Genomic DNA, 13,843 nt, shown 5'->3' with positions numbered 1-13,843 from the left:
GTGATGAATTTTTTCCTGTCTATTGAGGTGGTGGTGTTTTAGAATTAGGTAAATATGGCCTAAACATTCCAAATTAGGGTGAAAGTAAAGCTGAAGTGGATCAATCGGGTTTTTGGCCCTATTCCAGTCTTTGTGGGTAACGAATTGGCTATTATTTCGTATAACACTAGAGTGACGAAGGTCCTTTTACTCGAATCAGCCGAATTAAATTCAAAACGTGTTCGTAAATTTGTAAACGACTGAACTAAAGGTATATGCATTCCATCGTCTTTTTCGATACCGAAACCGACCGCAACGGTAAAAAGCTCTACGACATCGGTGGATGTTTGGACGATGGCAGGCAGTTTCATGATGCTTCACTTGAGCGTTTTGCTTCCTTTCTCAAGGGGGCGGAATTTGTTTGTGGGCATAATATCCTTCAGCATGATGTAAAATTTGTCCGCCCTGCGCTTGCCACAGCGGGCGTCCCGTTCGAAAACGCCATTGATACCCTGCCTTGGTCGCCCCTGCTTTTTCCTCAGAAGCCCTATCATGCCCTGGTCAAGGACGACAAACTCCAAAGTGAAGCCGTTAATAACCCCCTCAACGATGCCCTAAAAGCACGCGACCTGTTTCACGATGAAGTGGCAGCCTTTTCGCGCCTGGAGTCTGAAATGAAAAGCATTTTTTACGGGCTGCTTCACGACCAAGGGCTGTTTGCTGCCTTTTTTAGGTATTTGAATTTTCGGCCTGAAAAGACGGACCTCGCCGCATTGATTTTTCAGAAATTTCATACCCATATTTGTGAAAAAGCAGATGTCGCTCGTTTTGTGGATGAGAATCCTATCGAATTGGCCTACGCACTGGCGATCATCAACAGCCAACATCGTTTTTCCCTTACTCCGCCCTGGGTGCTGAAAAATTACCCTAAGATTGAGCGTGTGACTGCACATTTGCGCAGTAAACCCTGTTTGGAAGGCTGCTCCTATTGCCGCCAGCACCTGGATATTTTTAAAGGGCTGAAACAGTTTTTTGGTTTTGATGGCTTCCGAACTTACGGAGGCGAACGTTTGCAAGAAAAAGCCGTTCGCGCTGCCATTCAGAACCGATCCCTATTGGCCATTTTTCCAACTGGGGGCGGCAAATCGATCACTTTCCAGGTACCTGCTTTGATGAACGGCCAAAGCATGAAAGCCCTCACGGTCGTTATTTCACCCCTGCAATCCTTAATGAAAGACCAGGTGGACAACCTCGAACGGGCGGGCATCACCGAGGCAGTCACCATCAATGGTTTGCTCGACCCCATCGAACGTGCGAAATCCTTCGAACGTGTTGAAGATGGCTCGGCTGCTCTGCTCTACATCTCGCCCGAATCCCTGCGGTCTAAAAGCATCGAACACTTGCTACTGGGGCGCAAAATCGCCCGTTTTGTCATTGATGAGGCACATTGTTTTTCTGCCTGGGGGCAGGATTTTCGGGTGGACTACCTGTATATTGCTGATTTCATCAAAAACCTGCGGGAAAAGAAAAACCTGACCGATCCCATCCCCGTTTCCTGCTTCACGGCTACGGCCAAACAAAAGGTGGTTGAAGACATCTGTGCTTATTTTAGAGAGAAATTGAACCTTGAGCTCGACATTTTTCAAGCCTCTGCAGCCCGCAGCAACCTGCACTACAGTGTTTTTGAAAGAGAAGGCGACGACGACAAATACAACGCCCTACGCAACCTTATTGACGACAAAAACTGCCCAAGCATCGTCTATGTGTCGCGCACCCGCAAAGCGACCGAACTTGCTGAACGCTTGAGTGCCGATGGATTCAACGCCCGCGCTTTTCATGGCAAAATGGAGGCCACTGAAAAAACCCAAAATCAAAACGCCTTCATCGAAGGGTCTGTACAGATTATGGTGGCCACTTCGGCTTTTGGGATGGGGGTGGACAAAAAAGATGTGGGCCTTGTCATCCATTTTGACATTTCCGATTCTTTGGAAAACTACGTACAGGAGGCTGGCCGAGCCGGGCGTGACGAAAAGATTGAGGCTGAATGTTATGTCTTGTACAATGAGGAAGATTTGAGCAAACATTTTATCCTATTGAACCAAACCAAACTCAACATCCAGGAAATCAAACAAATCTGGAATGCCATCAAGTTCATCACCAAATACCGGACAAGTGTTTCCAATTCCCCGCTTGAGATCGCGCGTAGAGCGGGCTGGGACGACAGCGTCTCTGAGATCGAGACCCGCGTAACCATTGCCATAGCTGCGCTCGAAGACGCTGGTTACCTGCGCCGCGGGCAGAATATGCCCCGCATTTACGCCAACAGTATCTTGAGCAAAACCGCGCAAGAGGCCATTGAAAAAATCGAAAAATCCAGTCGCTTTGAGCACGAGCGTCAGAAAACAAACGCCATCCGCATCGTCAAAAAACTGTTTTCCAGCAAGAGTAAGGCTCAAGCTCTTGACAGCGAAGCCGCCGAATCAAGGATTGATTACATCAGCGACCACCTGGGAATCGTCAAAGAAGAAGTCATTCAAATCATCAACCTGCTGCGGGAGGAAAAAATCCTCGCCGACGCCAAAGACCTGACGGCTTTCATCAAACGTGGTGAACAAAAGAACCGCTCACTTGCGATTGTTGAAACCTACCATCAAATCGAACAGTTTTTACTCACCCAGTTCGACGAAACTGAGCGCGACTACTCGCTCAAAGCCCTCAACGAAGCAGCCGAAGCGGCAGGCTGCACGAACGTTTCGCCGCAACGAATAAAAACGATGCTGAATTTTTGGGCCATCAAACACTGGATAAAACGTGCACCCCGCGATTTTGCGCATCAAATCGTCGTTGTGCAAACGATGGACTCGCCAAAAAATTTACGTGAAAAATTGGAAAAACGGCACGAACTGGCCTGGTCGATCATTGATTTTTTGTACGAAAAAAACAAAAAGGTCAATACCGAAAATGAGCAAGCTGATGAGGTACTGGTAGAGTTTTCAATATTGGAATTAAAAGAAAATTTCGAAAGACAATCCGGCCTGTTCCAGCAAAAAACTACCCCAGAGGCAGTTGAAGACGCGCTTTTTTACCTTTCCAGAATCGAAGCCCTGAAAATAGAAGGTGGTTTTCTGGTGGTGCACAACCGTTTGAACATTGTGCGCCTGGAAGAAAACAACAAAATCCAATACAAAAACGAGGACTACCAAAAACTCAATCAGTTTTATGAAAACAAGGTGCAACAAATCCACATTGTGGGCGAGTATGCCAAAAAAATGGTGCATGACTATGTAGGTGCTTTGCGTTTTGTAGACGATTATTTCCAGCTGAACTATTCTTCTTTCATAGGAAAATATTTCCCCGGTACGCGCGGCGCAGAAATCAAACGGAATATCACGCCCGCCAAATACCGCCAATTGTTCGAAACGCTTTCTGATGCCCAGCGCCAAATCATCGACGACAAAAACAGCCCTCATCTTGTGGTGGCTGCCGGACCAGGGAGTGGCAAAACCAAGGTGCTGACCCATAAACTCGCCGCGCTTCTGCTGATGGAAGATGTGAAGCACGAGCAATTGCTGATGCTCACCTTTTCGCGGTCGGCTGCAACGGAGTTCAAAAAACGCCTGACCACACTCATCGGCAACGCTGCCCATTTTATAGAAATCAAAACTTTTCATTCCTACTGTTTCGATCTTTTAGGCCGCGTAGGCAGCCTTGAAAAATCGGACAGTATCCTCCAGAATACGGTAGAAAAAATTCGCAACGGGGAAATCGAACCTAGTCGAATCACCAAAGCGGTGCTGGTCATTGATGAGGCGCAGGACATGAACGTTGATGAGTTTTCATTGGTCAATAGTTTAATGGAAAGAAATGAGGGTTTGCGCGTGATTGCGGTAGGTGACGACGACCAAAATATCTACGGCTTCCGAGGAGCTGATTCCCGCTATTTGCTGGAGCTCATCGAACGTTGGCAAGCTGTGAAGTACGAGCTTACGACCAATTTCCGCAGTTGCCCCCAAATCGTAGCTTTTGCCAACGCTTTTGTCAAAACCATAAGCAAGCGACTGAAATCCAGTGAAATCATTCCACATCAAAGTAAAGTGGGGCATTTGAAGTTGGTGACTTACCAAAGCAAGCATCTCATCGAACCCCTGGTGCAGGACTTACTTGCCACTGACCTGAGCGGAACCACCTGCGTGCTGACCAAAACCAACGAAGAGGCTGCCCAAATCACCGGATTATTGCTCCAGCAGGGCAGGCCTGCCAAACTCATCCAAAGCAACGACGGTTTTCCGTTGCAAAACCTGCTAGAGGTGCGCTATTTCATGGATGCATTGGCACCCCACTCGGTCAGCATCGCGCCGGAAGATTGGGAGAAGGCCAAACGCGCGGTGTATGAAAAATTCAAGTCCAGTCCGAAATTTGAGATCGTATTAAATTTGGTCAAAGATTTTCAGGAAATCAACCCGAAAGTTAAATATTGGTCTGATTTTCATGCATTTGTTCAGGAGTCAAAAATCGAGGATTTTTACCGCCAGGAAGGCGACACGATCTTCGTTTCGACGATCCACAAGGCCAAAGGCCACGAGTTTGACCAGGTTTTCCTCCTGCTCGACGACTTCAAGGCAGACTCCGACGAGGCCAAACGCCAGATTTACGTTGCCCTTACCCGCGCCAAAAATCGTCTAGCGATTCATACCAACGGGTATTTTTTTAATCACATCCAATTACCGGGGATTCAACTGATAGAGAATACGGAAACTTGGTTACCACCTTCCAAAATTGCCGTCCAACTTACGCTCAAAGATGTTTATCTCGGTCATTTTGCTTTTGTCCAAGCTCAGGTGCAGGCGCTGACAAGTGGGCAAAGCCTGAACATCCAGGCCGATGGGCTGGCTGATCCAAACGGGAATTTAATCGTGAAATTTTCGAAGAAGTTTCAGGAGCAAATTGCGGGTTATCGCGCATCGGGGTATGGGATGACGGAGGCACGGGTTAATTTTTTGGTGTATTGGACTGATCAGGAAAGGGGAAGGGAGTTGAGGGTTGTGTTGCCGGAAGTGGGGTTAAAGAAGGAATGAACCTGAATGCCAGTCCCTCGCTTCTAAGGCTGAACAAGAGTGAAATGCCAACTACCTTACCAAACCAAACATATATCCAAAATAAATTTACAATCGATTTCATGAAGTCGGAGCATTGTTGTAACATTGCTTTGATCACAACATTTTTAGACCAATTAAGGAAAAAATTCATGAAACAATTGACCAAAAACCATTGGTTAGCGACATGCCTTTGTCTGCTAACCAGCTATGCTGTTGTAGCTCAAAATCTTATTCCCAACCCAGGCTTTGAAGCCGGAACCGGCAAAACTTTCACCAACTGGAACATTTTTAACGAAATCAGCGGCACCTTTTCAGAAGCTGTTGCCAATGGAGAATACCGAAGCGGCAGTAGAGCCTTGAAAGGGCAAGTGACGCAAGCTGGGCAAGCCTGGCAATTGCAGTTGGCCAGCGATTTGATTCCTACCCAGGCGGGCGAGGAATACACCTTTTCTATTTGGGTGAAGGGGGCGAATGCAGGTACGCAAATTCGTTTTTCCACCCAGCCCAATGCATTGTATTCGGCAGATTACGCGGTGAGTAAGGAATGGGCACAATTGACCTGGAAGTTCACAGCGAATGAGGCGATGACGAGAATTGTACTGGACCTTGGCGCACAAGTGAACACGTATTACCTGGACGACATGTCTTTGCAGGGCCCTGCGGGAGGTGCAGCCAATTGCCAATTATTGGACAATGGCGATTTTGAAACGTACAACTCAACTGCCAACACCTTCAGTGGCTGGACATTTTACAACCAAAACGGTGGAAGCAGTTTTGGCCTAGCCACAGGCACCAACGCCTATGCCGGCACCAACGCTTTGCAGGCGACCAATGCGGGGGGGATTGCTCGCTGGGGATTACAAATTGGCACCCCCGCTTTTCCTACGGTGAATGGACAATCCTACACACTGAACCTATGGATCAAAGCAAAGACACCCAATGCGAATTTCATTCAGTTTTCCACCAGGGATGGAAACGGGGGAAATGAAACACAATACACCAACTCTGCAACGAGGATAAGTGGTGATTGGACCCAGATTTCTTATTCGTTTACGGCAATTAGTAATGCGACGGTAATTACCTTAAACCTTGGCGACGAAACCGCCAATACCTATTACATCGACAACATTTGTGTGGTCTATCCAAAACCAACGGACAACTGTTTGCCACTTACCAACAATGGTTTTGAGACCCATGATGCCGGGAGCAATACCTTCAACGGATGGACTTACTACAATCGTGCAAACGGTAGTTCTTTTGGCGTGACGATGGATACCGCGAAGGTATACAGCGGGTCGAATGCGCTGGTCGCACGCAACCCTGCCAACACGCTAAGTTTCCAGCTGCAAATGGCCAGTCCTTCTTTTTATACCTTATCTGGAGGCACTTACCGCTTCAAGATCTGGATTAAAGCAGACAGCGCGGATGTCAACACCATTCAATTTTCCCTCAGAAACGCGGCCAGTCCCTTCAATTCTGAAACGCAATACACTACTTCCGCCAACCGAATCGGCAAGGAATGGATGCAGGTAACTTACGAGTTCAAAGCATTTAGCCCTCGCTCGCTGGTGACCCTCAACCTGGGCGGCGCTGTGGCCAATACCTTTTACATCGATGAGGTCTGTCTGGAAGTGGTCTGTGGCACCAGCTACAGCGCGCCAGCAACTCAAGTGCCGATTGCGACGGGCAAGTCGAAGTTTTTGGGGAACGTCTACGCTGGTCATGCTTTGCCGGATTTTGAAAAATATTTCAATCAAGTGACCCCGGAAAACTCCGGTAAGTGGGCTTCAGTAGAAGTACAGAGAGATTCGTTCAACTGGGCCGCTTTGGATCAAGCCCGGCAGTTTGCGAAAACCAATAATTTCCCCTTCCGTTTCCACGTGATGGTTTGGGGCGCCCAGCAACCCACCTGGTTAGAGAATTTGCCACAAGCGGAACAAGTGGCAGAAATCAAGGAATGGTTTGCCGCCGTGTCCACGCGTTACAGCGGTGAGAACGCCCCAGCCTATGTGGAGGTGGTGAATGAACCTTTGAACCAGCCGCCTTTTTACAAAGCTGCTTTGAGCTCCTTAAATGCGGAATTAAACACTGAAGCAGGCGAATACGACTGGATTGTGAATGCGTTTAAATTAGGCAGACAATATTTCCCTACCCAAACAAAATTGATGATCAACGAGTACGGGATTGAAAATACCCCTAGCCTCAATCGCCGCTATGCCGATATCATCCGATTGCTGAAAGCTGCCAATTTGGTGGATGTAGTGGGGATGCAAGGCCACACCTTCAGTACCAAAAAATACGGCGGCACTTATGCAGCATTGAACAGCAACCTAAAAAGCAACCTGGACAATTTGGCGCAGTTGGGACTGCCCATTCAGATTACGGAATTGGATATTGAAGGCGACCTGTACTTTGATGCCAACGGCGAACCACAAGATGGGGGTACCACCGCTCAAAAAGACAGCTTCCAACTTGCGGAATACCAGCGGATTTTTAGTCTCTATTGGAACCATCCATCGGTCATTGGCATCACGCTTTGGGGCTGGCGACCAGGCCTGTGGCAAAACGACGCTGCGGCTTATCTGATTGATCCTTGTACCGGACAGGAGCGCCCTGCTTTGCAGTGGCTCAATTCCACGATCAGGGCTTCCGCTCCTCCCGTCAACATTCCCACCAGCTTGAAGGAGATCGAATCATCCATTCCGTTAAGGGTTTATCCTACCGTGGTTCAAAACGAATTGACCATCGAGGGGCTGGCTCAAAACAGAGGGCTTGTTCAGATTTTTGACCTACAGGGGCGTTTGGTCAAATCGTTTACTCATCCCTTGAAAGACGATCGAATCACGGTCAATCTTGCTGCAATACCCCGCGGCCTGTACATCATTCGAGCGGGTAGAGCGGTTCAAAAAATCATCAAGGAATAGTAGGGTGTTACTTTAAACAGTTGGACATCCGGAATTTTTGAGAAAACATAAAACGGCATTTTTTAGCACAAAGGACTCTGTGTCCTTTGTGCTTATTTTTTCATCATGATATTTGTAAATTCAGGGTGACTCATTTTTAGTCATAAAATGTATACCTATTTAAATCCCCCCGCTTCTCACAATTGGAACCTGAAAATGGCACAGGCGATTTTCCAGCTTATCGAATTCACGACCATCCACGTGTTTGTTGGCCATTCAAAGCATATTCTCTAAAATACGCAAATCTACGTAGCCGATTTACGCAAACCTGCGCATAACTGCCGCCCGGCAGCCCCTTAGCTTTGTACCATCAAATCACAACCAATCAAACTATGAAAAAGACACTTTTAAACCTTCTCGCTTGCTGCGCTTTTGCGTTTTTTTTCCAAACGCTGCAAGCCCAAAGCATCTCCGACGCGGATCAAAAAGGCATCATGGCAAACTACAATGGTTTTTCAGCGGCCTTTGGAAAAATGGATATGTCGGGTATTGAAGCCCTGCTTACCGAAAATGTAGATCAAATCACCCCAGATGGGAACATTACCCGGGGCCGTGCCACTGTGGTCGCCAACATGAAGGGCTATATGGAATTCCTGAAAGGTTTGCCTAAGCCCGACAAGGTTGACGTCAAACTCATTGGCATGCAAAGCCGCTATCTGGCACCTGGTCTGATATTGGCCACTTACACTGAGGAAAAGAGCATCAGTTTTGGCAGCCAAACGAAAGTAGAAAAAACAACTACGGCAGTGGTGCTCAAAAAAATGGGCGACAAGTGGCTGCTTGATCTCATCGCACTCACCCCGGTGGTAAGTGGCCCTGAAATGGGAAAATAAGCGAGCGGTTGAGCAACGCATTGTACTTAGACAAGCCTTTCTAAGGAATGAAAGGGAAGCTGCCCCAAAACGGTAGCTTCCTTTTTATGCGTAGTGGTGTCGGCTCAAAATCTCCCATCAAAGCCATCCCGTATCGCCGCTTCAAGTACATCCAGTTTGATGTCTTTTAGCGCTTTGAACTTAATGCAATACCCGGTCACGCTGGCTTTGCCAATGCTTTCTCCGTAGGTTCTGGACAGATAGGTCTTGTCTTTGAGGCCCATAATGTAGACCGAGATCCCGGTTGTGTTGGCACTCAACCCAATTTGATAAAACTCCCTGCTGCTTCCATCGGCATATTTGATGGTATAAAAGCCATAGCCGATATTGGGGTTGGCAATGGTTTTGCCTTCGCTGTTTTTACCATCGATGAACCATACTCTACATCCAGGTGATACTTGAAGAGCGAGCTGGTGCAAGGTTTGCAGGTCAATTCGTTTGGGCTCAGGCTGGCTGGCTATGTAGGAGTCGATTTGATCTTGGACGTTCATTTAAAGTTGCAGCTTGATTCTTCACAAAATAGAAACTGAACTTCTCTTTTACAAAGAATCAAGCTGTTGAATTTTTAGGGATGGTTAGGGATTTTGATTGAATTTTTATCTTTACCCATTGTCCACCGCGCAAACCGGGCCAACCACTGGCGTCTGAGCGGGCTTGGCTATTCCGTAGATGACCAAAACACCTGATCCACCACCCCAGGTCGAAAAGGCGGGATCGGGTTGCGCTTGCATCACCGTTTGAGGTAAATTCCAGTTATTGGCACACCAGAGATTGCCCGCCTGGTCAACAACCACATCGGTCAACATCTGAATGCTGCCAGAATGGATGGTGTGAATCACATCGCCGGTATTAAAAGATTCAGTGCGGCCACTGGGCGAAGCGCCAGCCATAAAAGATACCCCTCTGCCCATAAAGTTGGCCACCCAGACATCATCGTTGCCATCTACGGATACCCCCCAGGGGGCATTCAAGTCCCCATCGCCATAAGGTGTCAAAGGAGTGGTGCCATCCATTGTATCGATCGGTTTGGCATCGAAAGGAATCATAAAAACAGAACCCGTTTTATGCTTGCGCCCAAGTGTTTGTTGGAGATGCGGATAACCAAGTGCAAATCCCTCAAGGATTGAAATACCATCGGTCGGAGTGGTGGAAGGGAATTCGGGACTTAAATTGCAAGATACCCAACAATTCCCTTTTGAGTCAAGCGCCACACCGCGTCCACCACCGGCTACAATAAAGCGTTCCACCGGATTTTTTTCTGCCGATGGCGTATACCGCACCAACGATTTACCATTTGTATTGCTAATCCAGACCCGGTTGGATTGATCGATCGAAACCGCAAAGGGGGCAGAGAGAAGATGGTCTGCGCTAAGGTCCGGCACCTTCCGGCCTTTGGAGAGGTCTCCGCCCGGAAAATAAAGCACATTATTGGACGAAGTTCCAGCAATCCAGATGTCGCCATTTGCGGCTACTCCAATGCCTTGCAAACCTCCATTGTCCCTTAACATTTCAGCCAGGTAGGCTGGCACTTCGTCCATTACCGGAGCACCATCCGCTAAATTATATACGCCAATAGCGCCATTAAAACTTGTCACCCAACAGGTGCCAGCTTGGGTAATTGCGGTGCCCCAGCCTGCCCCATCTACGCCCATTCCCGTATAACCCGTAACCGGCGGCGACAACAGTCGCCCCGTAGAATCCAGCTGAACAAGTCCACCGCCTATACCTTGATACACGCCGTTTTGTGCGCCCGGCATCCAGTTCAAACCAGTCCACAAGTTTCCTTCCGCATCCAAAGCCAACTTCCCGGGTGCGCAGATGCCACCTTGGCCAAAAGCCAGGATCATTGAAAAATCCTCTGGAGCAAAACTCAAATAGGGTACAAAAGGAGCACTTCGCCGACTGACTGGAACCTTGCTGTTGGGTTTAGCCGGGAAGCCATCGGTCGGCTGAGGATAGGCTTGATCAAAAAGGGCATACAAAGCTGCCGGGTTTGCCCAAGGCGACTGGGCAATGCCAATCATTGCTTCAGCGGTATTCTCCGGCTGTTTGCCACCCAAGGGCGTTGTATATTTCAAAAAATTATCCTGCCAGCCAGTTATATCAACTGTGCCGTAGGCAGTGATCAGTGCCCCCAATGTATTCAGGCGCGCCAGTGTCTCATTCTGGGTGATGTTGAAGGGGTCCGTTAACACATCGCCCCAGGATCCGCTTACTGGATTGACCAGATTGGGCATATTTTTAGCGGCAATCGTCACTCCTTTTAGGTTACCAGACAGTTGTAGCCCCTTGAAAAATTGAGCGCAAGTAAACGCCGCAGCCACGGTAGTTAACTCATTCACAACTATCCCCTGCTTGGCAATATCTGCTTGCAAATTCGGCGACAAAACAGACAGCAAAACAACTCCAGAGGCTTGTAAATCAGCCGTAACGTAAAGAATGGCGTCCGCTGATCCGGGAGTAACGTCAATGGTGAATTGACCGTCGTTCACCGCAGCCCCACCAATCGACTCAGCATTATTGGCCTCCCAAACGCTTACAGTGGCAGTGACATCACTGGATTGGTTAAAGGATACCCTGCCGTTAAGGGTAATTTGATTAGACATAACTTTAATTTTAGCGTTTTGTGATGATAAAACTAGTTCAAGTAGGAAAAGATAAGTCGGTACTAAAGATGGGGTTTACGGGCAATGCATTGCGCCCCAAACTAATTCAGTGAAAGTTTGGATAAGCTATTGAGGAGTCCAAACAAAGATAATTATCTGGGAGCTGAAAAGCAAGTTGTATTAATGTTTTGAATCATTGATTTGTGTTTTTAATTTGATTTTTATCTTTATACAGAACGTTTTAAATATCAGTATCCTTATACCGAACACCTACATCCAGATTCACATCCACTACGTATTTGCACCCAAATACCGGACTTTGTGGAGATAGCTCCCGAGGCAAAACGGGCTTTGGTTCCTTTGCAATATCGCTGGTTTGTTCTACTTTCGCTTCTATATAGAAACCAAAAATTATTCCAACAATATGAAAAAATTGATCCTTGTCTTCGCCTGTCTATGCGCTCTGCATGCCACTGCCTTTTCTCAGAAGGTATTTGTCGAAGATTTCCTTTTTGGACCAATAGGAAATCTTGACAACAATAATGATTGGTTTAAATCTGGCATTGATTTTCCTTACAATATAAAGGTGGTCGCTCCCGGGCTTACTTACAAAGATTATGTCGGTTCGGCCAAGGGTAACGCCTGCCAAATAGCCAATGCAGGCAATGGAGATGTGGTTATAAAAAATCTGGATTCCGCAATTACCACAGGGGCCGCTTATATGTCTTTGATGATTCAAGTAGATAGTTTGCCGTCGACTGTGACCGAAGGATATTGTATTTCGTTCAACCCCAATACGGGTGGAACGAACCTCAACACAAGCCTGTATATTAAGCGATTGTCGGATTCAACTTTCAACCTGGGGGTACAAAAGGAAATCGAAAATACCATTGCATACGCGAGCAATACGTTTGAGCGCGGGAAAACATATCTCGTCGTACTGAAATATTCGATTGTCGATGGCGCCGGCAATGATGCCAGCAGCTTGTATGTGTTTACGCAAGGCGTACCTGCGACTGAACCTGCAACGCCCGCTGCGGGTACGAATGACGGAGGTGATTATACAGGGCAGGCTTCGGTGGTGTTGAACAACAATTATGCCCAAACAGGCATAACCGGATGCAATATTAAACTTGATGGTATCCGGGTTGGCACTTCTTGGGCTACCAGCGTTTTGGACGTTTTGTCGTCGGTATCAGGCAAACAAACCAGGGAATCGGTCGCCCATTCCAACTCTCCTAACCCTTTCTCTCAAAAAACTGCCATCCACTACCAACTACCAGCAAAGGGCTTGGTTCAAATCGACGTGCTGGATGCCAGCGGCCGGCTGGTTGCAGGATTATTACATGAAAAACAGGAGACTGGAGCACATACCCTGCATTGGGATGCCTCCTCCTTGCCGCCGGGATTGTATGTCTACCGAATTTATTTCATTGGGGGAGTGTTCAGCGGGCAAATGTTCCGGCAATGAGTGTGGAGTGGCTTCTGGTCGGTACTCTTCTGGCCTCATGCTGCTTCCGATTTCTGCTTAATGCATGGTAAAATGCTTCTGTTCTCAATATAAAAACAGTACGCTGATTTTTCAAATGAGTATTGCATTGAATCTGGAAATCGTGGGGACGAAAGGTGGGTGCCGTGGTAAAATAGAGGGGTTTTGCGGAGTCAAGGGATTTAGGCTGAATCCTGCGAGTTTCTGAATGATTAGAGAAACAAGCAACTTAATTTTTTGAAATGTTGCTTACAAAGTTGATCAGTTTAAGTGATTACTCTCTTACTGTTCTATTTATTTGGTTTAATGTTGTCCTGAAATAAATCTTGTAGATTAAATAGAAAGCAGTTAGTCCAAAAAAAGAAAATAGGATGTCCCAATAATCGAAAACTTGAGAATTGGCAAAAGTTGGTATGTATTCTTCATATATAAATAAAAGAAAGAAAATCCCAAGCCCCCATAAAATATATTTGTCATACTTTTTTAGAATGTTTTCTTCTTTCTTATGCAGGTTCCATAGTGAAAACATTGGCATCCCAATAGCAGAAAAAAAGTTGGGAGAAACCCCTAACAGAAATATTGCTAAACCATTATTTAGATTTAAAGTTCTTAGATAAAATTTACAAAAAATAAAAAGAATTACAAGGAAAATGGTTAATGCTCTAATGTAAAAAACATTATTTTTCATCGTTTATGATTTAACTACCTTTTTATTGAGTGCCGTCGGTTTTTGCATGTCGCCCAACAAGTCCCTGACGCAACAACCGTCAAAGTGAAACCCGCATTGTACCTTTTACTTTGACAGCTGTTGCGTGTGAGCTGGGACTGTCTTCATCCC

At 46.8% G+C, this 13,843-nt stretch carries 7 protein-coding genes; 4 read left to right on the top strand and 3 right to left on the bottom strand.

Translation table 11 applies throughout. The annotated features are described in order from the left end of the window. Positions 1 to 254 precede the first annotated feature (254 nt). From ACO08K_RS08605 to ACO08K_RS08595, 3 genes are all read left to right on the top strand, one after another. Entirely contained in the window at positions 255 to 5,054 is a 4,800-nt protein-coding gene (locus tag ACO08K_RS08605; RefSeq protein WP_421795988.1) for a RecQ family ATP-dependent DNA helicase, read from the top strand. A 170-nt stretch (positions 5,055 to 5,224) separates the two neighbouring features. Continuing rightward, positions 5,225 to 7,999: an endo-1,4-beta-xylanase gene (locus tag ACO08K_RS08600; RefSeq protein ID WP_421795987.1), complete on the top strand. Its 2,775-nt coding sequence runs from the start codon at positions 5,225 to 5,227 to the stop codon at positions 7,997 to 7,999. A gap of 371 nt (positions 8,000 to 8,370) precedes the next feature. Then, positions 8,371 to 8,871 carry a hypothetical protein gene (locus tag ACO08K_RS08595; protein ID WP_421795986.1) on the top strand — a complete coding sequence of 167 codons (501 nt, stop codon included), beginning with the start codon at positions 8,371 to 8,373 and terminating at the stop codon, positions 8,869 to 8,871. A gap of 104 nt (positions 8,872 to 8,975) precedes the next feature. Here the strand turns inward: ACO08K_RS08595 and ACO08K_RS08590 are convergent, their stop codons facing one another. Together ACO08K_RS08590 and ACO08K_RS08585 are read right to left on the bottom strand one after the other, a co-directional pair. Then, positions 8,976 to 9,401 (bottom strand): DUF1801 domain-containing protein, encoded by a 426-nt coding sequence (locus ACO08K_RS08590; RefSeq protein WP_421795985.1) that lies wholly within the window; start codon positions 9,399 to 9,401, stop codon positions 8,976 to 8,978. A gap of 111 nt (positions 9,402 to 9,512) precedes the next feature. Then, a complete protein-coding gene (locus ACO08K_RS08585) occupies positions 9,513 to 11,516 on the bottom strand; it encodes a hypothetical protein (RefSeq protein ID WP_421795984.1) in 2,004 nt (667 codons plus the stop codon). A 424-nt stretch (positions 11,517 to 11,940) separates the two neighbouring features. Here ACO08K_RS08585 and ACO08K_RS08580 point away from each other — a divergent pair, with 424 nt between their 5' ends. After that, positions 11,941 to 12,987: a T9SS type A sorting domain-containing protein gene (locus ACO08K_RS08580; RefSeq protein WP_421795983.1), complete on the top strand. Its 1,047-nt coding sequence runs from the start codon at positions 11,941 to 11,943 to the stop codon at positions 12,985 to 12,987. A 292-nt stretch (positions 12,988 to 13,279) separates the two neighbouring features. Here ACO08K_RS08580 and ACO08K_RS08575 read toward each other — a convergent pair whose 3' ends face one another. Further along, positions 13,280 to 13,693, bottom strand: coding sequence for a hypothetical protein (locus ACO08K_RS08575; protein WP_421795982.1), 414 nt, complete (start codon positions 13,691 to 13,693; stop codon positions 13,280 to 13,282). Positions 13,694 to 13,843: the final 150 nt, after the last annotated feature.

It is taken from the genome of Haliscomenobacter sp., from assembly GCF_965225875.1.
Taxonomy (GTDB): Bacteria; Bacteroidota; Bacteroidia; order Chitinophagales; family Saprospiraceae; genus Haliscomenobacter.
Note: the sequence above shows the minus strand (reverse complement) of the source record. Positions and strands in the feature narration are given on the sequence as shown.